Here is a 22,125-nt window from a genome sequence, read left to right as displayed (position 1 = left end):
AAAGACTCCCCGCAGGGTTTCGCCACGGCAGGTGACACCGGCATGACGGGTGCGCGGCGTGGGCGCGAAAAACCTGCCCATTGACCGGGCGTCACGCTTTCGGCATGAGCAGGTCATGCTGGTTTACAAGATCTTCCGCCGCTCCGAATGGGATGCCTTCACCGCCGCGGGCCAGACGGCGGGCGCGCCCGTCGATCTGGCGGACGGCTATATCCACCTGTCGACCTCGGCGCAGGTGGTCGAAACCGCCGCCAAGCATTTCGCCACCGAAAGCGACCTGGTGCTGCTGGCGCTCGACAGCGACTCGCTCGGTGCCGCGCTGAAATGGGAACCTTCGCGCGGGGGGGCACTGTTTCCGCATCTCTACCGCCAGATGACGACCGAGGACGTGCTGTGGGACAAGTCGCTGCCTCTGGGCGCGGCCGGTCACATCTTCCCCGAGGGCGTGGTCTGATGATCGAGAAACTGGGCCTGTGGGCCATGCACCGGATCGACCCCGAACAGGGTCACGGGCTGGCGCTGAAGGCGCTGAACGCGGGGCTGGTGCCGTTGCCGGGCCCGATCACCTCGACCCGGTTGCGCACGCAGGTGGCGGGGCTGGATCTGCCCAACCCGGTGGGGCTGGCCGCGGGGTTCGACAAGAATGCCGTTGCGCTGGCACCGCTGGCGCGCACAGGCTTCGGCTTTGTCGAGGTCGGCGCCGCCACGCCCCGCCCGCAGCCCGGCAATCCGCGCCCTCGCCTGTTCCGGCTGTCCGAGGACCGCGCCGTGATCAATCGCTTCGGCTTCAACAACGAGGGCGCCGAGGCCATCGCCGCGCGCCTGTCCCGGCGCCGGGCGGGGCCGGTGGTCGGCCTGAACCTGGGCGCGAACAAGGACAGCGCCGACCGCGCGGCGGATTTCGCCTCGGTGCTGGGCACCTGCGGTCCCTTTGTCGATTTCGCCACCGTCAATGTCTCGTCCCCCAATACCGAGAAGCTGCGCGACCTGCAGGGGGCCGAGGCCTTGCTGGGCCTTCTGCGCGGTGTCGTCGCCCGCCGCGACGCGCTGGAGCGCCGGATCCCCGTTTTCCTGAAGATCGCGCCGGATCTGAACGATCAGGAATTGTCGGACATTGCCGGCGTCGCCGTGGAATGCGGTCTGGACGCGGTCATCGCCACCAACACGTCGCTGGACCGCGAAGGTTTGAAAAGTGTACACCGGGGCGAGGCAGGCGGTCTTTCGGGCGCGCCTTTGTTCGAAAAGTCCACCCGCGTGCTGGCCCGCCTGTCGCAACTGCTGAACCGGCGCGTGCCGCTCATCGGCGTCGGCGGCATCGCCTCGGCCGAGGATGCCTATGCCAAGATCCGCGCCGGGGCCTCGGCCGTGCAGCTTTATTCCGCGCTCGTTTATGGCGGCATGTCGCTGGTCCCCCGGATCGCGCACGGGTTGGACGCGCTTCTGGAACGCGATAGCTTTGCGCAGGTAAGCGACGCTGTCGGCACCGGGAGGGAAGAATGGCTGTAGAGATCTGGCACAATCCGCGCTGCTCGAAATCGCGGCAGGCGATGACCTATCTGGAGGAAAAGGGCATCACCCCCGAGGTGCGGCTCTATCTGAAGGACCGCCCCTCGCGCGAGGAAATCCGCGAGATGCTGGACGCGCTCGACCTGCCCGCCACTGCGCTTCTGCGCAAGGAAGGCGCCGCGCTGAAGACCGAGGTGGAAAGCGTCATCATCAACGCGATGGCCGCCGATTCCTCGCTGATCGAGCGCCCGGTGATCCGCAACGGCAGCCGCGCCGTGATCGGACGCCCGACCGAGAAGATCGACGAGATCCTCTAACCCGCTCTCTGACCCGCCGTCCGGACCGCCCGCACCGCGAAGACGCAGGCATCGGTCGGCAGCTCGGGCACGGTTGCGCAAAGCCCCCGCGCGATGTTCCACGCCGCCAGCACGCGCGGGACGTAATCGCGCGTCTCGGCAAAGGGGGGCACGCCGCCATTGCGCCGCACCGCGCCCTCGCCCGCATTATAGCCCGCCAGCGCCAGCACGATGTCGCCGTCGAACTCGTCCAGCAGCCAGTCCAGATAGGCCACGCCGCCCCGGATGTTCTGCTCGGGATCGTTGGCATCCGACACGCCGAACCGCGCGGCGGTGGCGGGGATCAGCTGCATCAGCCCCTGCGCGCCCGCATGGCTGACCGCCGCGACCCGCCCCGCGCTTTCGACCGAAATCACCGCCAGCGCCAGCGCGGGCGACACCCTTGTGCCGACCGTCGCCATCAGGATCGCGGCGTTATGCGCGGCGGCGATGTCCTGCAGGTGTTGCACGCCCGGTTCCGGTACGCGCCGGTCGTCGGGCGCATCGCGCAGCGCCTGCATCGCCGCCAGGAAACGCCCCTGCCCCTGCGCGAGGTTGGGCGAGACCGCGTCCCAGAACCAGCCGAACCGCGCCCCGTCCGCGCCCGGCGCCGGCATCGGCTGGGCCGCGCGAACAACCGTATCGGCCAGCGGCGCGACGGGTTCGGGCGGGGCCAGGCGGCGCGCCTGTTCTTCGGGGTCGACCTGCACGTCGATGCGGTTGCGGCCGTCCTGCGGGGCGACGCCGATCCGGCGGAAGGTGAAATCGCCATGCGGGGCGACCTGTGCCCGGGCCGGCAGGGACGCGGCCATGACGCAACAGGCCAGCCCGGCAAGGGCGGCCACCAGAGAGGTGTGACGGATGGGCGAGCTGCTCGGCATGGCCCCGGATTTTCTGTTTTTCCGTTTTATCGCGGTCATCGTGCCAGAAAACCGCGTTTCGAAAAAGCCCCTGCTTACCCCGCAGGCACGGCGCCGGCGCGGGCAAATGCGGCCCCGGCGGCAGCGAAATGGCAAGGACTCTCCCGCTCAGCACCCGAATCGCGCCCCCGAATCGTCTACTTTGGCGGCGATCTGTGCCCGTCAAAGGCATGACCGGTTTCCCATCGGCGCCCTATCCGCCCCCTGCCCCCGCATCGTCGCGACACCGGACACAGATCACGAAAAGACTCGGGCCCCGCCTTGTTTCCGCCGGAATTGCCCCGCGATTGCGCCCCGAACCGGATCGATAAGGAACCTGCCAAGAACGAAGCCGGTCACACATCCCAACCCCATCCGGTTTCGGTCAAGGCAAGACGTTCATAGTACCTTGTTCTCTGGAGAGACTGACATGACCTTCCTGACCAAACTCAAAACCTTCGCCGCCGATGAATCGGGCGCCGTCACCGTCGACTGGGTCGTGCTGACCGCCGCCATCGTCGGCCTTGGCCTGGCCGTGATCACCTCGGTCCGTACCGGCGTGGGCAACCTCGGCACCGACATCTCGAACTCGCTGACCAGCGCTTCGGTCGCGACGCTGGGCACGCTGGGCAACAGCAACTGAGCGGCGGATGCCTGAGCATCCCTGATGACACGGCCACCCCATGGGGTGGCCGATCCCTTTTCCGGGGTCGGGGTCTTTCCCGACGCGTTCGTGCCGACCGGACGGGCCTGACAGGCTTTTCACCGGCCGCACAATTTCTGCGCGTTTGCTGCCTTGTGGCGGGCCCGCGTCCCGGAAGGGCCACTTTGTCGCCCTATTCGACTGGTACCAGTTTTAAGTGTTCATACCCGTGCGCGCGTTTTCAGCCACGGGGCAAGCGTACAGGAGCCAAGGATGCGTGCCCTCCAGATCGGAATCCTCGGGATCGGCCTCGGTCTTGCCGGTTTCGGCGTCTACATGGCGCAGAATTATGTCAGCCAGACGCAGGCCGCGATTGCCGCGGCGCAGGCGCGCGGGGCTGACCAAGTCGCGATCCAGACCGTGCCCGTCCTTGTCGCCACGCGCCCGCTTCGCTACGGCGAACCGATCGGCGCGGACGCGGTGCAGGTCGTGGACTGGCCCGCCGCCGCCGTGCCGCAGGGCGTGTTTCAGGACATCAACGTCCTGATCCCCGACCCCAACCGCCCGCGCATCGCCCTGCGCGCGATGGAACCGATGGAGCCTCTTCTGGATCTGAAGGTCTCGGATCCCGGTCAGCCCGCCGGCATCGCTGCGATCCTGACGCCGGGAATGCGCGCCTTTACCATCCGTGTCGACCAGAACAGCGGCATTTCCGGCACGCTGCGTCCGTCGAACACGGTCGATATCTACTGGACAGGGCGCGGCGCCGAAAGCGGCGAGGTCACGCGGCTTCTGTCCTCGGGCGTGCGCATCATCGCGCTGGATGAAAACGCCGATCAGGACCGCAACTTTCAGGGCGTGCCGCGCTCGATCACGGTCGAGGCCGAACCCGAAACCGTCGCCACGCTGGCGCAGGGCCAGTCCACCGGACGCCTGTCGCTGTCGCTTGTGGGTCTCGACGACACGTCGTCGGCGCCGAGCCAGATCCAGGTCGATGGCCGCAGCCTGCTGGGGATCGAGGACGCCCCCGCCCTGCAGGCGCCCGAGCGCTGCACCGTGCGCACGCGCCGCGGCTCGGAAGTCGTGATGATCGAGATTCCCTGCACCAACTGACCGGCCCCGCCGGCGCATCGGACCCGGAACACGGCGCCCCGAACAGGGCGCCGTTTCGTCTTTCTGCCCCTGCGGCACCCGTGGCGATTGGCGATTGCGTCTTTCCTGCAACAGCAACGCCCGCAATATCTGGGGTCGGGGCGGCATTTCAACGCCAGACCTCGGCGCCACTTTTCGGATCCACGCGAAAGACGCGCCGCAATCATTTGAATCTTGCAAAAAAAACCGGATTCCCGCATTCTGACGACAAAGCGCCCGTCAGAGGCCGATGAAAATCGTGATCGAGAGGCAGGATCACATGACCATGAAACGGACGATCGCGTCGGCGATGACGCTGGCGATTGTTGGCCTCGGGCAGGCCATCCTTCCCGCCACGCCGGGCTGGGCGCAAACGATGCGCGTGTCCTCGGGGCGTGCGCAGGATACGCTGGCCGTCGCGATGAACCGCGCGGTGGTGGTGGAAACCGATACCCCCTTCGTCGAATTGTCGATCGCCAATCCCGGCATCGCCGATATCTCGACCCTTTCGGACCGCTCGATCTATGTGCTGGGCAAGGCGCCCGGACGCACCACGCTGACCATCCTGGGCGCGAATGGCGAGCTGATCGCCAATGTCGAGGTTCAGGTCACGCCGGACGTGGCCGAGTTCCGCGAGCGCCTGCGCCAGATCCTGCCCTCGGAACCCATCGAGGTGCGCACCGCCAATGACGGCATCGTGCTGTCTGGCATCGTCTCGTCGGGCGCGCGCCTCGATGCGGCTTTGCAACTGGCAGAACGCTATGCGCCGGGCCGGGTGTCCAACCTGATGAGCGTCGGCGGCACCCAGCAGGTGATGCTGCGCGTGCGCTTCTCGGAAGTGCAGCGCTCGGCGGCGCAAAGCCTTGCCGCCAGCCTGTCGGCCAGCCATGGCCGCTCGCAGGTCGGCACCGGCCGCTTCGGCACGCAGGCCCTGGGCACCGCGGGCCTGACGATTCCGGCGCTTGAAAACAGCACGGAATCCCAGGGCGTGATCACCGGCGGCTTCTCGATCGGCGCGGTGCAGTTCCAGGTGCTGCTGGAAGCGATGGAATCGAACGGACTTGCGCGGACCCTGTCGGAACCCAGCCTGACCGCCCTGTCGGGACAGGAAGCGCATTTCCTCGCCGGTGGCGAGGTCCCGGTGCCGGTGATCGGCGATTCGGGCAGCGTGACCATCGATTACCGCCCCTTCGGCGTCGAGCTGACCTTTACCCCGCGTGTGGTCGACGGCGATGTCATCAACCTGTCGCTCGACGCGGCGGTGTCGAGCCTCGACAGTTCGAACTCGGTCACCACCGGCGGCGTGTCGGTCCCCGCCTTCCGGGTGCGCCAGACCTCGACCACGGTCGAGATGCGCGACGGCGAAAGCTTCGCCATCGCCGGCCTTCTGCAGGACGATTTCCAGGGCTCGATCGGCCAGGTGCCATGGCTGGGCGATATTCCGGTGCTGGGCGCGCTCTTCCGTTCCTCGGATTACCAGCGGTCGCAGAGCGAGCTGATGATCTTCGTCACCGCCCATCTGGTCAGCCCGACCCGGGGCGAGGCGCTGCTTCTGCCCACCGACCGCGTCCGGCTGCCCAACGAATCCGAGCTGTTCCTCAACGGACAGCTGACCGGCGGCACCTCGGGCGCGTCCGAAGTCGCGCGGCAGGATTTCCGCGGCGGCTACGGCTATGTGATGGAGTAAGCGATGACCCTGCCCCGTATCCATGCCCCGCTGATTTCGCGCCGCGCCCTGCTTCTGGGACTGGCCGGCGGCGCGCTGGCGGCCTGCGACACCACGGGCGAGGTCGGCGCCTTCATCGACGAGGGCGCCTTCGGCACCCCCACCGCGCATAACCTGCTGATCCAGACCGGCCAGCTGGATTACGCGGTGATCCTGGCCGAGCGCTTTGCCCGCGAAGTCCCCAACACCGTGAATTTCGCCTTCGACAGCGCGCAGCTCGACGAGGCCGCGCGGTTCGTGCTGATGCGCCAGGCCAGCTGGATGGCGCAATTCCCCGAACTGGCGTTCCGCGTCTTCGGCCATACCGATCTGGTGGGGTCCGAACGCTACAACCAGGGCCTCGGCCTGCGCCGCGCGCGCGCCGTCGCCTCGTATCTGGTGAGCCTTGGCATCAGCCGCCGCCGCGTGCAGGCGGTGGTGTCCAACGGCGAGACCCAGCCCCTGATCCCGACACCCGCACGCGAACGTGAGAACCGGAGGGCGGTCACCGAAGTCTCGGGCTTCGTGCAGAACCATCCCCGGATCCTCAATGGCGAATACGCGCATGTGGTGCACCGGGAATACGTTGAGAGTGCCGTGCGGGCCCCGGATATTCCCTGATACCTCTGCCGGGTTACCCTGTCCGGCACACCTCGCAACGCCCTGCCGACCCGTTCGGCAGGGCGTCTGCGTTGTGATGAAGCGCCAGACAATTACGCTTTCTTAGCCCCATTATTGCCAAGATTGTCACCGAGATTGGCCAAGCCCCTCTCCTCCCTGACCCTTTGGTCAGACAGGCGGGACGGGACGGTTCAGGTGCCATTGCCCCGCAGAATGCGGGGACGGAGGATAAGAAACATGTCGAGCGCAAGCGCCAGCAGGCAACTCGCCCCGATCCGGGCCTGCACCATCTCGCGGGATGTGCAGAACTTCGATCTTCTGATCGAGGATATGGAGCTTGAACTGGGCGAAAGCTGGGGCGACCTGTCCTTTCCCAACGCCTTGAAATTCCTCGACCAACCCGATGCGCGGGGCATGGAATTCATCGCCATCGCGCTCGACGACGAGGACGAATCGAACATGGCCATGGTCGAGGCGGTGATCCAGCGTGCCAACACGCTCGATATCGCCGTCCTGCTCATCGCCGAGGAACTCGGTCCGATCACGCTGCACCGCCTGCTGCGGCTGGGGGCCAGCGATTTCGTCCCCTACCCGCTGCCCGAAGGCGCCCTGCACGACGCGATCCAGCGTCTGCGCGCGCCGGTGACCGAAATGTCGAACATCTCGGCGCAGTCGCGGATGATGCCCAGCGCCTCGCAGAAAATGGGCGCGGTCTATGCCGTGCAGCCGCTCTCGGGGGGATCGGGCGCCACCACCTTCGCCGTCAACCTCGCCTGGGAAATCGCCAATAGCGGCAAGGACGCGCCCAGCGTCTGCCTGCTGGACCTCGACCTTCAGACCGGCTCGATCGCCACCTATCTCGACCTCGCGCGGACCGAGAAGGTCTATGAATTGCTGTCCAACACCGCCGTGATGGACCGCGACTTCTTCATGAACACGCTGCAGACCTTCAACGAAAAGCTGAAGGTGCTGACCGCGGCCGCCGACATGCTGCCGCTCGATTTGATCACGCCCGACGATATCGAACGCGTCATCACCATGGCGCGGGCGAATTTCGACGTGGTCATCATCGACATGCCCGGCACCGTGGTGCAATGGACCGAAACCGTGCTCAACGACGCCGATTGCTATTACGCGACGATGGAGCTGGACATGCGCTCGGCGCAGAACGCGCTGCGCCTGATCCGCGCGCTGAAGGCCGAGGATCTGCCGCTGTCGAAGCTGCGCTACGTGCTGAACCGCTCGCCCAAATTTACCGACCTGTCGGGCAAGGCCCGCGCCAAGCGCATGGCCGAGAGCCTCGATATCGACTTCGAAGTGTCGCTGCCCGATGGCACCGCGCAGGTCACCCATGCCAACGATCACGGGCTTCCGCTGGCCGAGATCGCGCCCAAGAACCCGCTGCTGAAGGAAATCCGCAAGCTCGCGCAGACCATCGCCGAAGCCACGCACGACCACAGCCGCGCCGCGGCCTGAGGAGACGCCCATGTTTTCCCGCTATCGCAAGGACACGGCCCCTGTCAGCGACACCCCCAAGCGCGACTCGCGCGCGGTGCCGGTGCACGAGATCGCCTCGGTCTCGCCCTCGGCCCAGCCCACGCTGACGACCCAGCCGCGTCCGGCAAGCGCCCCTCCCCGCGCCTTCAAGGCCACGCCCGCCCAGACCAGCATCAGCGCCCAGCCCGCCGCCAACGACAAGGATCGCCGCCGCAAGCAGCGCATTCTAGAGGTGAAGTCCGAACTGCACACGCGACTTCTGGACAATCTGAACCTCGCCGCGCTCGACAGCGCGTCCGAGGCCGAACTGCGCGCCGAAATCGCCTCGATCTCGGCCGAAGCGCTGAGCGAGATCAACTTCGCCCTGACCAGCGAAGAGCGCCTGACGCTGAACCAGGACCTCTATTTCGAAGTCCGCGGCCTCGGCCCGCTGGAGCCGCTGCTGAAAGACGACACCGTCAACGACATCCTGGTGAACGGGCCCAACCGCGTCTTTGTCGAACGCAACGGCAAGCTCGAACTCAGCGACGTGACCTTCAAGGATGAACGCCACCTGCTGCGGATCATCGACAAGATCGTCTCGGCGGTGGGCCGGCGGGTGGACGAATCCAATCCCTATGTCGACGCCCGGCTTGCCGATGGCTCGCGCTTCAACGCGATGGTGCCGCCGGTCGCGGTCGACGGCTCGCTGGTCTCGATCCGGAAGTTCAAGAAAGAGAAACTCGGCGTCAACGACCTGGTGAATTTCGGCGCCTTCTCGGAAGAGATGGCAATGTATCTCGAAGCCGCCGTTGCCACCCGGCTCAATGTCATCGTTTCGGGCGGTACGGGGTCGGGCAAGACGACGACGCTGAACGCGCTGTCGTCCTTCATCGACAATTCCGAACGGATCCTGACGATCGAAGACACCGCCGAATTGCAGCTTCAGCAGGTCCATGTCGGCCGGATGGAAAGCCGCCCGCCCAATGTCGAAGGCAAGGGCGCCGTCACCCAGCGCGACTGTCTGCGCAACGCGCTCAGGATGCGGCCCGACCGGATCATCGTGGGGGAAACCCGCGGCGAAGAGGTCATCGACATGCTGCAGGCGATGAATACGGGCCATGACGGCTCGATGACCACGATCCACGCCAACTCGGCGCGCGACGCGGTCTCGCGGCTGGAAAACATGATCGCCATGTCCGGCATCGAGATGCCGCTGCGCGCCGTGCGCAGCCAGATCGCCAGCGCCGTCAACCTGATCGTGCAGGCCTCGCGCCTGCAGGACGGCTCGCGCCGGATGGTCTCGATCACCGAGGTGACGGGCATGGAAGGCGACATCATCACCATGCAGGAGGTCTTCCGGTTCGAACGCACCGGGCTGGAACCCAATGGCAAGATCCTTGGCCATTTCACCGGCGCGGGCATCCGGTCGCATTATTCCGACCGCTTCCGCCGCTGGGGCTATGACCTGCCCTCCAGCCTTTACGACATCGTGCAGTAACCGGGTTTCGCCATGTCCATTTCCCCGACCCTGATGATCTATATCGCGATTTTCGGCGGCATCCTGCTGCTGGTCGAAGCGCTGTACCTGGTCGTCTTCGGCCGCTCGATCCGGCTCGGCAGCCGCATGAACCGGCGGCTGGAAATGCTGGACAAGTCGGCCGACCGGGCCGAGACGATGGAGCGCCTGCGCAAGGAAGCGTCGCAGCATAGCAAGTCGACCTCGATCCCGTTCTATTCGCTCTTGGCCGAGAAGGCCGAGAAAGCGCAGATCGCCTTTTCGCCCGTGATGCTGATCCTCGTGATGGTGCTGGTCGCGGCGTTCGGCTTCATGGCGCTGAGCGTCTTCACCGAGGCCCCGGTCGGCGTGCGCGCGGGCGTGGCGGCGGTGATGGGCGGGGGCGGCGTGTGGCTCTGGGTGTCGAACAAGGCCAAGAAGCGGCTCAGCCTGATCGAAGAGCAACTGCCGGACGCCATCGACCTGATCGTGCGCGGGCTGCGCGTGGGCCATCCCTTCATCCACGCCCTCTCGGCGGCGGCGCGCGAGATCCCCGATCCGCTGGGCAGCGAGCTGGGCCTCATCGCCGATGAGGCCGCCTATGGCCGCGATATCGGCGAGGCGCTGATGGCCTTCGCCGAGCGGATGGACATGCAGGATCTGCGGTTCCTGGCGGTGTCGGTGACGATCCAGGCGCAATCGGGTGGCAACCTGGCCGAAATCCTCGACGGTCTGTCCAAGGTCGTGCGCGCGCGCTTCAAGCTGTTCCGCCGGGTCCGCGCCATCACCGCCGAGGCGAAATGGTCGGGCATGTTCCTGTCGGCCTTTCCCATCGTCGCGATGATCGCGATCAGTGTGATCAAGCCGGACTATTACGACGAGGTGAAGGAAACGCCCTACTTCATCCCCACCGCCCTGGTGGTCGGCGCGTTTCTGGTGATCAACGTCCTGTACATGCGCAAGATGGTCAATATCAAAGTCTGAGGTATCCGCGTGCTGAGTCCCGACCTGCTTGAGAACCTGATGTCGCCGCCGGTGCTGATCGCGCTGATGCTGGCGGTCGGCGTGACGCTGGTGCTGATGATCCTGATGGGGCGCGGCGGCGACAAGCCCGATCCCCTGGAAAAGCTGCGCCAGCAATCGCGCAACGAATACCACAGCCATGAGCGCACCAGCCTGAACCGCCGCACCGCCGCTGACGAAAACGCGCTGAACAAGCGTCTGGACAAGTTCAAGAATTTCCTCGAGCCGACCGACGAAGCCCAGATGGGCGAGGCCAAGCTCAAGATGGTTCAAGCGGGGTACCTGGGCAAGAACGCGGTGCGCGACTTCCACGCGGCCAAGTTCATTCTGGGTCTCGGCGGGCTGATGATCGGCCTGGGCTATATCCTGCTTTTCCCGCCGCAAGAGGGCGCCTCGATGCTGGCCACCGCGCTGCCGGTGCTGGTGCCGACGCTGCTGGGCTATTACTTCCCGATCTACTGGGTCAACAAGCGCCATGCCGAACGTCAGGAACAGATCCAGAGCGGTTTCCCCGACGCGCTGGACATGCTGCTGATCTGCACCGAGGCCGGGCAGTCGATGGACCAGTCCATTGCCCGCGTCGCCCGGGAGCTGCGCGCGGGTTATCCCGCGCTGGCCGAGGAATTCGATACCGTCTCGCATGAAACCAAGGCAGGCAAGGACCGGCTGGAGGTGCTGCGCGACATGGGCGTGCGCTGCGGCAATGCCGATATCAAGTCCTTCGTGACCGTGCTGATCCAGTCGGCCACCTACGGCACCTCGGTCGCCGAGGCCCTGCGCGTCTATGCCAGCGAAATGCGTGACAAGCGCGTGATGCTGGCCGAAGAAAAGGCGAATGTCTTGCCCACCAAGCTCACTCTGGGCACAATGATGTTCACCGTGCCGCCGCTTCTGATCATCCTGGTCGGGCCGTCGGTCTACGGGGTCATTACGATGTTGAGCACGGCTGACTTCACTCTATGACGCGACTTTTCTGCCTGGCGCTGCTTCTTGCAGTGGCGGGCTGCCAATCCAGCGGCGAGTTCTCGCCCGACGGCCTGCCCGGCCGCGCCGTCAGCGCGGCCGAAGACGTGGACGGGTTGCTGGTCGGTCACCGGCTGATGGATGCGGGCGAATACGAGCTGGCCCTGCGCGCCTATTACCGCTCGATCGCCGAACAGGGCCCGACCGTCGACGCGCTCTCGGCCATCGGCTCGGCCAATCTGCGGCTGGGGCGGCTGGGACAGGCCGAACAGATGCTGCGCCGTGCCATCGAATTCGACCCCGAATTCATTCCGGCTATCAACAATCTCGGCGTCGTCATGGTCGAGAACCGCGACTGGGGACAGGCCGCGCATCTCTTCCGCACCGCCTTTGCGCTCGATTCCGGACGCTCCGAAGAAATCCGGGAGAACCTGCGCCTTGCGCTCGCAAATCTCGAGATTTCCGGCTATACTGACGAAAACAACGATAATTTCGCTTTGGTGCGGCGCGGCGACGGACGGTTCCTTCTTCTCGCTTCACACTGAGCGTCGAGCAGTAAAAGGACAGAGCATGCGCAAGGTGTGGATGGCACCGATGTGCCTGGCAGGGCTGGCCCTGCTGGCGGGCTGTGGCGAATCGATGCGGGCCCAGACGGCGCGCGCCATCGACAGCGTCCAGTCGATCGACCAGGAGAACATGGCCGAGATGATGCTCGCCGTCTCCGATCCGCGCGAGGCCGTCCAGTACTTCACCGCCCAGTCGCAGCAATATCCCGACCGCGTCATCTTTCGCCGTGGCCTTGCCCGCTCGATGATGCGCGCGGGCGATGCCGAGGCGTCGATCCCGATCTGGCAAGAGGTTCTCGCCCATCCCGAGGCCACGCTGGACGACCGCGTCGATCTGGCCGAGGCCTATATCCGCTCGAACAACTGGCCGCAGGCCGAAGCGACCCTGAACTCGATCCCGCCCACGCACGAGACCTATTCGCGCTACCGGCTCGAAGCCATGGTCGCCGACAGCCGCGAGCAATGGGACCGCGCCGACAGCTTCTACGAAATCGCCGTAGGCCTCACGCCCACACCGGCCAGCACGCTCAACAACTGGGGCTATTCCAAGCTGACGCGCGGCGACGCGCGCGGGGCCGAGCGGTTGTTCCTGGAAGCGCTGCAGCATGACAGCACGCTGTTCCACGCCAAGAACAACCTGGTTCTGGCCCGCGCGGCGCAGCGCAATTACGAATTGCCGCTGATGCCCATGACCCAGATCGAACGGGCCGAGCTTCTGCACACGATGGCGCTGGCCGCCATCCGCCAGGGCGACGTGTCGATCGGGCGCGCGCTTTTGCAGGACGCCATCGCAACCCATCCGCAACATTTCGAGGCAGCCGCCAACGCCCTCGCCGCTCTGCAATAGGCCCGGCCATGATGACCCAATCGGCCCATGCCGCGGTGTGGCTTCTGATCTTCGCGACGCCCGTGGCGCTGTATGTGGCCTGGACCGACCTCAAGGCGATGCGCATCCCCAACATGGCGGTGGTCGCGCTGCTGGCCGTTTACCTGGTGGTGGGGCTGATCACCCTGCCCCTGCCCGTCTGGGGCTGGTCGCTGCTGCATTTCGTCGTCGTTCTGGTGATTGGCTTCGTCATCAGCCTGACGGGCGGTTTCGGCGCGGGCGACGCGAAATTCGCGGCTGCCATGGCGCCCTTCGTTGCGGTGGGCGACCTGCGGTTGTTCCTTGTCCTGCTCTGCGCGGTGTCGCTGGCGGCGTTCGTCGTGCACCGCGCGATGCGCGCCCTGCCCTTCATCCGCCGCGCCACGCCCGACTGGCAAAGCTGGGAGCGCAAGGAATTTCCCTTTGGACTGGCACTCGGCCCGTCGTTAATCTTTTATCTCGCTTTGGCGAGCATCTATGGAAGCTGACGCTTCCCGCTGAGGTCCGGCCATGAACGAGCAGGCGCCCGAATCCCGCATCCTTCCGCCGCCGCCGCCCGCGACGCTGGCCGATACCGCCCTGCCCGAAACGCTGATGCGCGACATCCTGCTGAAGACGATGTTCCGCATGTCGCTGAGCCATGTCTCGGATATCGCGCGCATCGTCTGCCTGTCCTTCGCGCAGGTTCAGCAACTGATCGACAAGGCGCGCGGCGAGCGGCTGATCGAAGCCATGGGCACGCTGAACGCCACCGCCGAATCTGCCGAGATGGGGTATCAGCTGACCGATGCGGGCCGTCAGCGGGCGCAGCAGGCGCTGGCGATCTCGGAATATTACGGCGCCATGCCTGTGCCGCTTGAGGCTTATGGTGAACAGGTCCGGCGGCAGTCGATCCGCAAGGTCAAGATCACCCGCGACCAGCTGACCGCCGCGATGGGCGACCTGATCCTGCCCGAAACCCTGCTCGCCGATCTGGGCCCCGCCGTCACCTCGGGCCGGTCAATCCTGATGTATGGCCCGCCGGGCAACGGGAAATCCTCGATCTCGAACGGGATCCGTGACGCGCTGGGGGACCATGTCTTCGTGCCGATGGCGGTGGTGCATTCGGGACAGGTCATCGCCGTCTACGACCCGATCGTGCATCGCAAGATCGACACGCCCAAACCGCAGGGCAGCCAGCTGCGGATCCAGGGCGCGCGCCACGACCCGCGCTACGTGCTGTGCGAACGGCCCACCGTCATCACCGGCGGCGAGCTCAGGCTCGACATGCTCGAGCTGAAATACAACCCCGTCGCGCGCACCTATCAGGCGCCCTTGCAGTTCAAGGCGATGGGCGGGGTGTTCATCGTCGACGACCTCGGCCGCCAGGAAGAGCCGCCACAGGCGCTGGTCAACCGCTGGATCGTCCCGCTCGAGATGAATTACGACATCCTGACGCTGACCTCGGGCGAGAAATTCATCGTGCCCTTCGACACGCTGGTGATCTTCTCGACCAACTTCCACCCCAATACGATCTTCGACCAGGCGGCGCTCAGGCGGATTTTCTTCAAGATCAAGATCGATGGGCCGACGCAGGCCGATTTCCTGAAGATCTTCGCGCTGGTGGCGCGCAAACGCCGTGTGCCGCTGAACGAGGACGCGCTGATCCACCTGTTGCAGAACAAGTATCCGACGATCGACAACGTCTATTCGAACTATCAGCCGGTCTTCCTGATCGACCAGATCATCGCCATCTGCGACTACGAGGGGAAACCCTATCACATGTCGCCCGAGTTGATCGACCGCGCCTGGTCCAACATGTTCGTCAAGGATTCCGACATCGTCCGCTGACACGGTCGTGACGCGACGATCTGCTGGGCAGCGCCCGCCTTTCCGGCTTTCCTGTCGGCGGGAGGAACCAGCATGACCGACATCTCCATGGAAACGCGCGTGCGCGCCAGTTTCGCGCAACAGACGATGATGCAGACGCTGGCGGCAAGCCTGATCTCGGTCGAGCCCGGGCGCTGCGTGATCCGCGCGCCCATCGTCGACCATCTCAGGCAGCAGCACGGCGCGGCCCATGCGGGACTGGCCTTCACGCTGGGCGACACGGCGGCGGGCTATGCAGCCTTGTCGATGATGCCCGGAGATACCGAGGTGATGACGGTCGAGATGAAGATCAACCTGCTCTCGCCCGCCTTGGGCGAGGCGCTGGAAGCCGTGGGTCAGGTCATGCGCGCGGGCAAGCGGCTGACGATCGTCACCGCCGAGGTCTTTGCGCTGCAGGGCGAGACGCGAAAATCCGTGGCGCTTCTGCAGGGCACGATGATCCCCGTGGCGCAACGCTGACGCAAAAGGCGCGACCGAAGCCGCGCCTTTCGAAGAACCACAGGATCCCGAAACTCAGGCCGTCAGGCCCTGAGGCTCGGCCAGGCCGTTCGCACGGCAGGCCGCCGTCAGCGTGTTGGCCAGCAGGCAGGCGATGGTCATCGGCCCCACGCCGCCCGGCACCGGGGTGATCGCGCCCGCGACCGCCGCCGCGCTGTCGAAATGCACGTCGCCCACCAGCCGCGTCTTGCCCTCGCCCTTTTCAGGCGCGTCGATGCGGTTGATGCCCACGTCGATCACGGTCGCGCCCGGCTTCACCCAGTCGCCCGGGATCATTTCTGGGCGGCCCACGGCGGCGACGAGGATATCGGCCTGCCGGCAGACCGCGCCCAGATCCTTGGTGCGGCTATGCGCGATGGTCACCGTGCAGCTGTCGCCCAGAAGAAGCTGCGCCATCGGCTTGCCGACGATGTTCGACCGGCCCACGACCACGGCGTTGAGCCCCGACAGGCTGCCCAGATGGTCGCGCAGCATCATCAGGCAACCCAGCGGCGTGCAGGGAACCATCGACTTCTGGCCGGTACCCAGAAGCCCCACATTCGAGATGTGGAAGCCGTCGACATCCTTGGCCGGGTCGATGGAATTGATCACCAGATCGCTGTTCAGATGCCCCGGCAGCGGCAGCTGCACCAGGATGCCATGCACCGACGCATCCTTGTTGAGCTGGTCGATCAGCGCCAGCAGATCGGCCTCGGACGTGTCGGCGGGCAGCTTGTGCTCAAACGAGTTCATGCCGACCTCGGTGGTCTGCTTGCCCTTCGACTTCACATAGACCTGGCTTGCCGGGTCCTCGCCCACCAGCACCACGGCCAGACCCGGGGTCAGGCCGTTTTCATCCTTCAGCCGCTGCACATGGCCCGCGACCTGTTCGCGGACCTTGGCCGCGAAAGCCTTGCCGTCGATGATGGTTGCGCTCATCCGTCTCTCCCTCGCTTGCGGGTCGCGTCTGCGACCCCGTCTCGTTCTGTCCCGGGCGCGAGCGCCTCAGGCTTCGGTATTGGCAAAAGCGGCGCGGTAATGCGCCATCTGCAGCCGCGTCGCCAGCACCGCGTTCTTCATCAGCGTGGCCACCGTCACCGGCCCGACCCCGCCGGGCACCGGCGTGATCCAGCCCGCCACCTCGGCGCAGCTGTCGAAATCCGCGTCGCCCACGGTCTTTCCGTCCACCCGGTTGATGCCGATATCGATCAGCGCCGCCCCGGGTTTGAGCATGTCGCCCGTCACAAGCCCGGGCTTGCCCACCGCCACGAACACCGCATCCGCGGCGCGGCTGTGCATCGCCACCGAACGGGTCATGTGGTGACAGACCGTCACCGTCGCCCCCAGCCCCATCAGCAGGAAGGCGATGGGCTTGCCGACGATCTCGCTGTGACCGATCACCGTGACGTCCAGCCCTTCCAGCTTCAGCGGCAGCGTCTTCAGGATCTCGACCGCTGCGACGGCGGTACAGGGCCCCAGCGCCAGATCGTTATAGACGATGTTGCCGATGGATGACGGGTGCATGCCCTCGACATCCTTGAGCGGATGCACGGCTTTCTGCAGCGTCTTCACCGGGATATGCGCGGGCAGCGGGCGCTGGATGATGATCCCGTTCACGCGCGGATCGGCGTTGAGCCCGTGCAGCACGCCCACCAGCTGCTCCATCGAGATCGTTTCGGGATAATTGCGCGCCTCGAACTCGACGCCCGAGGATTCCGCCGTCTTCTGCTGGTTGCGGACGTAAAGCTCGGCTGCGGCCGTATCGCCGACCGAGATCGACACCAGCCTCGGCTGCCAGCCCTGCTCGGCCAGTTCCCGGGCTTCGGTGGCATTCTCGGACCGCATCTGCGCGGCGATGCCCTTTCCATCGATGATCGCGGCTCGCATGGATCTACTCCTGATCGCTGAGGACGTCGTATGTCGGATCGCGGCGGCCCCGGGGCCGCCGTCGGTCAGGGCGCGCAGCGGTGATGCGGCACCCCGGCCCAGAATAAGCGCGACGGCCTTACCGCCGTGATAACCGATCCCGGCCCGCAGCGACCGAGCGGCAAGGAACGGCCCCGCCTCGGCGGGAAACGGGCCGGCAAGGGATATCCCTGCCGGCCCGGACCATCAGAACAGGCCTTCGACGAAGCCCGATTCGTTGATGCGGATCGTTTCGGCCGCCGGCGCGCGTGGCAGACCGGGCATGGTCATGATCTCACCGCAGATCACGACGATGAAGCCCGCGCCTGCCGACAGCCGGACCTCGCGCACCGGGACCGAATGGCCGGTGGGCGCGCCGCGCAGGTTGGGATCGGTCGAGAACGAATACTGCGTTTTCGCCATGCAGACCGGGAAGTGGCCGTAGCCCGCTTCTTCCCACGCTTTCAGCTGCGCGCGGATCGACTTGTCGGCGATCACCTCGTCGGCGTGGTAGATGCGCTTGGCGACGGTTTCGATCTTCTCGAACAGGCTCATCTCGTCGGGATAGATCGGCGAGAAGTTCGACGTGCCCGATTCGGCCATCGACACGACCTTGTGCGCCAGTTCTTCGATCCCGGCCGACCCATGCGCCCAGTGCTTGCAGACGATGGCCTCGGCCCCCTGCTCGGCGACATAGGCTTTCACCGCTTCGATCTCGGCATCGGTATCCGAGTGGAAGTGGTTGATCGCCACGACGACCGGCACGCCGAAGCTCTTCACGTTCGAGATGTGACGCCCCAGGTTCGGGCAGCCCTTCTTGACCGCGGCCACGTTCTCGGCGCCCAGATCGGCCTTGGCGACGCCGCCATTCATCTTCATCGCGCGCACCGTGGCGACCAGCACCGAAGCGGCGGGCTTCAGACCGGCCTTGCGGCACTTGATGTCGAAGAATTTCTCGGCGCCCAGATCAGCCCCGAAACCGGCTTCGGTGACGACGTAGTCGCCCAGTTTCAGCGCGGTCTTGGTGGCGATGACCGAGTTGCAGCCATGCGCGATATTGGCGAAGGGGCCGCCATGCACGAAGGCGGGGTTGTTTTCCAGCGTCTGCACGAGGTTGGGCTGCATCGCGTCCTTCAGCAGCACCGTCATCGCGCCGTCGGCCTTGATGTCGCGGCAATAGATCGGCGTCCGATCACGGGTATAGGCCACGACGATGTCGCCCAGACGCTTCTGCAGGTCTTCGAGATCCTTCGACAGGCAGAGGATCGCCATGACTTCGGACGCGACGGTGATGTCGAAGCCGGTCTGGCGCGGGAAGCCGTTCGCCACGCCGCCCAGCGACGAGACGACGTCCCGCAGCGCGCGGTCGTTCATGTCCATGACGCGGCGCCAGACGACGCGGCGCTGGTCGATTTCCAGCGAATTGCCCCAGTAGATGTGGTTGTCGATCATCGCCGACAGCAGGTTATGCGCCGAGGTGATCGCGTGGAAATCGCCGGTGAAGTGGAGGTTCATTTCCTCCATCGGCACGACCTGGGCATAACCGCCGCCCGCAGCGCCGCCCTTCATGCCGAAATTCGGCCCGAGCGAGGCTTCGCGGATACAGATCACGGCTTTCTTGCCGATCCGGTTCAGGCCGTCGCCCAGACCCACGGTGGTCGTGGTCTTGCCTTCGCCGGCGGGGGTCGGGTTGATCGCGGTCACGAGGATCAGCTTGCCGTCGGGACGATCGGCCAGCGAGGTGATGAAATCCTGGCTCACCTTGGCCTTGTCATGGCCATAGGGCAGCAGATCGGCCGCCGGGATCCCCAGTTTCTCGCCGATCTCCATGATCGGTTTCTTCTTCGCTTCGCGCGCGATCTCGATATCGGTCTTGAATGACATGAAAGCCCTCCCTGCACTTGCCTGGCTTGCGCCAGACTTATCGGGCGAGCACGATTGTATACATGCCTATTGCGACCTGTCCGGGTGGTTTTCCGCCGCCCCGCGTTTCCGATCGGAAAGCCGCGGATCACTCGGTGTTCATAATTTCCCGTTCTGCCCAGACCGGCTGGTCCGGCACGAAGAGCCGCAGCTTGTCGCCCAGGGCCACGGCGCCCTCGGCCTCGACCCAGGCGGTCACGCCGCGCCGGCCCCTGGCGGCACCCTTGAACGCCTTGCCGAAGCCGGGATGCGCGGTCTCGATCGGGCGCGCGGGCAAGGTGCAGGGCCGGTTTTCCATATCCACCGTGACCGACGCGCCCGAGCCCGCCAGCAGCCGCGACGAGGGCGGCACATGGCTGAAATCCGGGATACCGCGAATCACCATCGTCGCCCCGACCAGAGCCGGGTTCAGCGTCTTGAGCCCCATCTCGGCGGCAATCTGGTCCAGTTCCTCGACCGACAGGATCGACAATTGGCGCGCATTGCGGATGGGCGTGTTGCGGGGATACAGCCCCATCACGCGCGAGCAGGAGGGCCGGGTCATCCCGCCATGCGTCTCGCCCGCCGGGCCGTCAAAGGTCAGTTCCATCCGCTCGAGCGGTTGCGATTCCAGCGCGGCATCCCGGTCCGGCACGATGCCCAGCCAGACGATTTCGGCTTCAAAACGGGTCTTGGCAAGCGCGGGCATGGCGGGGATCCTTTTCCTTCACGCATGAAAAAGCCCGGCACCGTCGCGCGGTGCCGGGCTGAATGCAAGGGCGGATCGGCGATCCGCCGGGGCGTCAGGCGCTCGGATTGGGCTCCATCCCGCCATCGTCGCCGCGCGGACGCGGGCGCGTTTTCGGGATCGACGCGACCGAGGGCAGGCCGCCGCCGGAATTGGGCGCGTCGTCCTCGTCGCGGCCCGGGCCTTCGCCGCGCATCACGCGGGTGATTTCCGAGCCGGTCAGCGTCTCGTATTCCAGCAGACCCTGCGCCAGGTTTTCCAGCTCGTCGGCATGTTCGGTCAGGATCCGCTTGGCGGTCTGATACCCTTCGTCGACGATCTTGCGCACTTCCTCGTCGATCTTCTTCTGGGTTTCCTGGCTGGCATTCGTCCCGCCCGAGTAGTTCCCCAGATAGGATTGCTGCTCGTTGGCATAGTCGATATGGCCCAGCTCGTCCGAGAAGCCGAACTGCGTCACCATCGCCCGCGCGATCTTGGACACCTGCTGGATGTCCGAGGACGCGCCCGAGGTCACGTTTTCCTTGCCGAAGATCAGCTCCTCGGCCACCTTGCCGCCCATCGCCATGGCGATCTTGGACTTGTACTTGGTGTAGGTCACGCTCAGCTGGTCGCGCTCGGGCAGCGACAGGACCAGGCCCAGCGCGCGACCGCGCGGGATGATCGTCGCCTTGTGGATCGGATCGTGCTGCGGGACGTGCAGGCCGACGACCGCGTGCCCGGCCTCGTGATAGGCGGTCAGCTTCTTCTCGTCCTCGGTCATGACCATCGAGCGCCGTTCGGAGCCCATCATCACCTTGTCCTTGGCGTCCTCGAAATCCTGCATGGTCACGAAGCGGCGGTTCTTGCGCGCGGCCATCAGCGCGGCCTCGTTCACAAGGTTCGCCAGATCCGCCCCCGAGAAGCCCGGCGTACCCCGCGCGATGATGCGCAGATCCACGTTCGGCCCCAGCGGCACCTTGCGGGCGTGGACGCCCAGAATACGCTCGCGACCCTTGATGTCGGGATTGGGCACCTGCACCTGACGGTCGAAACGACCGGGACGCAGCAGCGCGGGATCCAGAACGTCGGGGCGGTTGGTCGCGGCGACGATGATGATGCCTTCATTGGCCTCGAAACCGTCCATCTCGACCAGAAGCTGGTTCAGCGTCTGCTCGCGCTCGTCATTGCCACCGCCATAGCCCACGCCACGCGACCGGCCCACGGCGTCGATCTCGTCGATGAAGACGATGCAGGGGGCGTTCTTCTTGGCCTGTTCGAACATGTCGCGCACGCGGCTGGCACCGACACCCACGAACATCTCGACGAAGTCCGAGCCCGAGATGGTGAAGAACGGCACGCCCGCCTCGCCCGCGATCGCGCGCGCCAGCAGCGTCTTACCCGTGCCCGGAGGGCCCACCAGCAGCGCGCCCTTGGGGATCTTGCCGCCCAGACGGCTGAATTTCTGCGGATTGCGCAGGAATTCGACGATCTCTTCCAGCTCTTCCTTGGCCTCGTCGATGCCGGCGACATCGTCAAAGGTCACGCGGCCGTGCTTTTCGGTCAGCAGCTTGGCCTTGGACTTGCCAAAGCCCATCGCGCCCCCGCGCCCGCCGCCCTGCATGCGGTTCATGAAGAAGATCCACACGCCGATCAGCAGCAGGAAAGGCAGCCAGACCGACAGCGCCGACATCAGGCCCGAGCGCTCTTGCGGACGCGCCTCGACCGCGACGTCGGATTCCAGAAGCCGCTCGGTCGGGTTCTCGCCCGAGGGTCGGATGGTCGTGTAGGCGGTGCCCGAACGGTCGGTCACGCGCAGCGTCTCGCCGTCGATCACGACCCGGCTCACATCCCCGGCTTCGACCCTTTGCAGGAAATCCGAATAGCCGATGCTCCGCCCGCTGCTCGTCGTGGACCCGTTGTTGAACAACGTGAACAGAACGATCATCAGGAAGAACAGCACGATCCAGAAGGCGAAATTGCGCGCGTTGCCCACGGGGCTCTCCCAAAAACGACG

Annotated in this window: 22 protein-coding genes; 16 read left to right on the top strand and 6 right to left on the bottom strand. The window is 65.7% G+C overall.

The genetic code is table 11. The features are described from left to right. Positions 1-115 precede the first annotated feature (115 nt). Genes C4N9_RS18950 through C4N9_RS18940 form a run of 3 tightly spaced genes read left to right on the top strand, consistent with a single transcriptional unit; the run spans position 116 to position 1,823 of the window. Positions 116-454 (top strand): DUF952 domain-containing protein, encoded by a 339-nt coding sequence (locus tag C4N9_RS18950; protein WP_109534931.1) that lies wholly within the window; start codon positions 116-118, stop codon positions 452-454. Further along, positions 454-1,506: a quinone-dependent dihydroorotate dehydrogenase gene (locus C4N9_RS18945; RefSeq protein ID WP_109534930.1), complete on the top strand. Its 1,053-nt coding sequence runs from the start codon at positions 454-456 to the stop codon at positions 1,504-1,506. The genes C4N9_RS18950 and C4N9_RS18945 overlap by 1 nt, the downstream gene beginning before the upstream one ends. After that, positions 1,497-1,823, top strand: a complete 327-nt coding sequence (locus C4N9_RS18940; RefSeq protein ID WP_109534929.1) for an ArsC/Spx/MgsR family protein — start codon at positions 1,497-1,499, stop codon at positions 1,821-1,823. Before C4N9_RS18945 ends, C4N9_RS18940 begins: the two co-directional genes overlap by 10 nt. Here the strand turns inward: C4N9_RS18940 and C4N9_RS18935 are convergent. Then, a complete protein-coding gene (locus tag C4N9_RS18935; RefSeq protein WP_109534968.1) occupies positions 1,820-2,653 on the bottom strand; it encodes a lytic transglycosylase domain-containing protein in 834 nt (277 codons plus the stop codon). The genes C4N9_RS18940 and C4N9_RS18935 overlap by 4 nt on opposite strands. A 517-nt stretch (positions 2,654-3,170) precedes the next feature. Here C4N9_RS18935 and C4N9_RS18930 point away from each other — a divergent pair. The 13 genes from C4N9_RS18930 to C4N9_RS18870 all read left to right on the top strand — a co-directional run bounded on the left by C4N9_RS18930 (position 3,171) and on the right by C4N9_RS18870 (position 15,559). Continuing rightward, entirely contained in the window at positions 3,171-3,383 is a 213-nt protein-coding gene (locus tag C4N9_RS18930) for a Flp family type IVb pilin (protein ID WP_109534928.1), read from the top strand. Between the two features lie 273 nt (positions 3,384-3,656). Next, positions 3,657-4,496, top strand: a complete 840-nt coding sequence (gene cpaB / locus C4N9_RS18925) for a Flp pilus assembly protein CpaB (protein WP_109534927.1) — start codon at positions 3,657-3,659, stop codon at positions 4,494-4,496. Between the two features lie 298 nt (positions 4,497-4,794). Next, positions 4,795-6,201 carry a type II and III secretion system protein family protein gene (locus tag C4N9_RS18920; protein ID WP_109534926.1) on the top strand — a complete coding sequence of 469 codons (1,407 nt, stop codon included), beginning with the start codon at positions 4,795-4,797 and terminating at the stop codon, positions 6,199-6,201. A 3-nt stretch (positions 6,202-6,204) separates the two neighbouring features. After that, entirely contained in the window at positions 6,205-6,840 is a 636-nt protein-coding gene (locus C4N9_RS18915) for an OmpA family protein (RefSeq protein ID WP_245902624.1), read from the top strand. A 237-nt stretch (positions 6,841-7,077) separates the two neighbouring features. After that, a complete protein-coding gene (locus C4N9_RS18910; RefSeq protein WP_109534925.1) occupies positions 7,078-8,316 on the top strand; it encodes a CpaE/TadZ family protein in 1,239 nt (412 codons plus the stop codon). 10 nt (positions 8,317-8,326) lie between these two features. Then, positions 8,327-9,817 (top strand): TadA family conjugal transfer-associated ATPase, encoded by a 1,491-nt coding sequence (locus C4N9_RS18905; protein ID WP_245902623.1) that lies wholly within the window; start codon positions 8,327-8,329, stop codon positions 9,815-9,817. A 12-nt stretch (positions 9,818-9,829) separates the two neighbouring features. After that, positions 9,830-10,798, top strand: a complete 969-nt coding sequence (locus C4N9_RS18900; protein WP_109534924.1) for a type II secretion system F family protein — start codon at positions 9,830-9,832, stop codon at positions 10,796-10,798. A 3-nt stretch (positions 10,799-10,801) separates the two neighbouring features. After that, positions 10,802-11,800, top strand: a complete 999-nt coding sequence (locus C4N9_RS18895; protein WP_109534923.1) for a type II secretion system F family protein — start codon at positions 10,802-10,804, stop codon at positions 11,798-11,800. Beyond that, on the top strand, positions 11,797-12,345 hold the full coding sequence (locus C4N9_RS18890) for a tetratricopeptide repeat protein (RefSeq protein ID WP_109534922.1): 549 nt from the start codon (positions 11,797-11,799) through the stop codon (positions 12,343-12,345). The genes C4N9_RS18895 and C4N9_RS18890 overlap by 4 nt, the downstream gene beginning before the upstream one ends. Positions 12,346-12,370: 25 nt before the next feature. Continuing rightward, entirely contained in the window at positions 12,371-13,213 is an 843-nt protein-coding gene (locus C4N9_RS18885) for a tetratricopeptide repeat protein (RefSeq protein WP_109534921.1), read from the top strand. Between the two features lie 11 nt (positions 13,214-13,224). Continuing rightward, positions 13,225-13,719 (top strand): A24 family peptidase, encoded by a 495-nt coding sequence (locus tag C4N9_RS18880; RefSeq protein WP_370205897.1) that lies wholly within the window; start codon positions 13,225-13,227, stop codon positions 13,717-13,719. Between the two features lie 22 nt (positions 13,720-13,741). After that, positions 13,742-15,061: an ATPase gene (locus C4N9_RS18875; RefSeq protein WP_109534919.1), complete on the top strand. Its 1,320-nt coding sequence runs from the start codon at positions 13,742-13,744 to the stop codon at positions 15,059-15,061. 72 nt (positions 15,062-15,133) lie between these two features. Then, positions 15,134-15,559, top strand: coding sequence for a PaaI family thioesterase (locus tag C4N9_RS18870; RefSeq protein ID WP_109534918.1), 426 nt, complete (start codon positions 15,134-15,136; stop codon positions 15,557-15,559). Between the two features lie 54 nt (positions 15,560-15,613). Here the strand turns inward: C4N9_RS18870 and folD are convergent, their stop codons facing one another. The 5 genes from folD to ftsH all read right to left on the bottom strand — a co-directional run bounded on the left by folD (position 15,614) and on the right by ftsH (position 22,104). Continuing rightward, positions 15,614-16,516 (bottom strand): bifunctional methylenetetrahydrofolate dehydrogenase/methenyltetrahydrofolate cyclohydrolase FolD, encoded by a 903-nt coding sequence (folD, locus tag C4N9_RS18865; RefSeq protein ID WP_109534917.1) that lies wholly within the window; start codon positions 16,514-16,516, stop codon positions 15,614-15,616. Positions 16,517-16,582: 66 nt separating this feature from the next. Next, complete coding sequence (locus C4N9_RS18860; RefSeq protein ID WP_109534916.1) at positions 16,583-17,464, bottom strand: bifunctional 5,10-methylenetetrahydrofolate dehydrogenase/5,10-methenyltetrahydrofolate cyclohydrolase; 882 nt, start codon at positions 17,462-17,464, stop codon at positions 16,583-16,585. Positions 17,465-17,689: 225 nt separating this feature from the next. Then, complete coding sequence (locus C4N9_RS18855; protein ID WP_109534915.1) at positions 17,690-19,366, bottom strand: formate--tetrahydrofolate ligase; 1,677 nt, start codon at positions 19,364-19,366, stop codon at positions 17,690-17,692. A gap of 127 nt (positions 19,367-19,493) precedes the next feature. After that, positions 19,494-20,093 (bottom strand): MOSC domain-containing protein, encoded by a 600-nt coding sequence (locus C4N9_RS18850; protein WP_109534914.1) that lies wholly within the window; start codon positions 20,091-20,093, stop codon positions 19,494-19,496. 94 nt (positions 20,094-20,187) lie between these two features. Beyond that, complete coding sequence (ftsH, locus tag C4N9_RS18845) at positions 20,188-22,104, bottom strand: ATP-dependent zinc metalloprotease FtsH (protein ID WP_109534913.1); 1,917 nt, start codon at positions 22,102-22,104, stop codon at positions 20,188-20,190. Positions 22,105-22,125: the final 21 nt, after the last annotated feature.

The sequence above is a fragment of the Pararhodobacter marinus genome (assembly GCF_003122215.1).
Taxonomy (GTDB): Bacteria; Pseudomonadota; Alphaproteobacteria; order Rhodobacterales; family Rhodobacteraceae; genus Pararhodobacter; species Pararhodobacter marinus.
Note: the sequence above shows the minus strand (reverse complement) of the source record. Positions and strands in the feature narration are given on the sequence as shown.

Bases quoted from the DNA above. Each gene is read 5' to 3' on its own strand.
- C4N9_RS18900 (WP_109534924.1), top strand. From the start codon at position 9,830: ATGTCCATTTCCCCGACCCTGATGATCTATATCGCGATTTTCGGCGGC.
- C4N9_RS18945 (WP_109534930.1), top strand. From the start codon at position 454: ATGATCGAGAAACTGGGCCTGTGGGCCATGCACCGGATCGACCCCGAA.
- C4N9_RS18905 (WP_245902623.1), top strand. From the start codon at position 8,327: ATGTTTTCCCGCTATCGCAAGGACACGGCCCCTGTCAGCGACACCCCC.
- C4N9_RS18950 (WP_109534931.1), top strand. From the start codon at position 116: ATGCTGGTTTACAAGATCTTCCGCCGCTCCGAATGGGATGCCTTCACC.
- C4N9_RS18885 (WP_109534921.1), top strand. From the start codon at position 12,371: ATGCGCAAGGTGTGGATGGCACCGATGTGCCTGGCAGGGCTGGCCCTG.
- C4N9_RS18880 (WP_370205897.1), top strand. From the start codon at position 13,225: ATGACCCAATCGGCCCATGCCGCGGTGTGGCTTCTGATCTTCGCGACG.
- C4N9_RS18890 (WP_109534922.1), top strand. From the start codon at position 11,797: ATGACGCGACTTTTCTGCCTGGCGCTGCTTCTTGCAGTGGCGGGCTGC.
- C4N9_RS18850 (WP_109534914.1), bottom strand. From the start codon at position 20,093: ATGCCCGCGCTTGCCAAGACCCGTTTTGAAGCCGAAATCGTCTGGCTG.
- C4N9_RS18915 (WP_245902624.1), top strand. From the start codon at position 6,205: ATGACCCTGCCCCGTATCCATGCCCCGCTGATTTCGCGCCGCGCCCTG.
- C4N9_RS18940 (WP_109534929.1), top strand. From the start codon at position 1,497: ATGGCTGTAGAGATCTGGCACAATCCGCGCTGCTCGAAATCGCGGCAG.
- C4N9_RS18920 (WP_109534926.1), top strand. From the start codon at position 4,795: ATGACCATGAAACGGACGATCGCGTCGGCGATGACGCTGGCGATTGTT.
- C4N9_RS18855 (WP_109534915.1), bottom strand. From the start codon at position 19,366: ATGTCATTCAAGACCGATATCGAGATCGCGCGCGAAGCGAAGAAGAAA.
- C4N9_RS18930 (WP_109534928.1), top strand. From the start codon at position 3,171: ATGACCTTCCTGACCAAACTCAAAACCTTCGCCGCCGATGAATCGGGC.
- C4N9_RS18875 (WP_109534919.1), top strand. From the start codon at position 13,742: ATGAACGAGCAGGCGCCCGAATCCCGCATCCTTCCGCCGCCGCCGCCC.
- C4N9_RS18910 (WP_109534925.1), top strand. From the start codon at position 7,078: ATGTCGAGCGCAAGCGCCAGCAGGCAACTCGCCCCGATCCGGGCCTGC.
- C4N9_RS18870 (WP_109534918.1), top strand. From the start codon at position 15,134: ATGACCGACATCTCCATGGAAACGCGCGTGCGCGCCAGTTTCGCGCAA.
- C4N9_RS18860 (WP_109534916.1), bottom strand. From the start codon at position 17,464: ATGCGAGCCGCGATCATCGATGGAAAGGGCATCGCCGCGCAGATGCGG.
- cpaB (WP_109534927.1), top strand. From the start codon at position 3,657: ATGCGTGCCCTCCAGATCGGAATCCTCGGGATCGGCCTCGGTCTTGCC.
- C4N9_RS18935 (WP_109534968.1), bottom strand. From the start codon at position 2,653: ATGGCCGCGTCCCTGCCGGCCCGGGCACAGGTCGCCCCGCATGGCGAT.
- folD (WP_109534917.1), bottom strand. From the start codon at position 16,516: ATGAGCGCAACCATCATCGACGGCAAGGCTTTCGCGGCCAAGGTCCGC.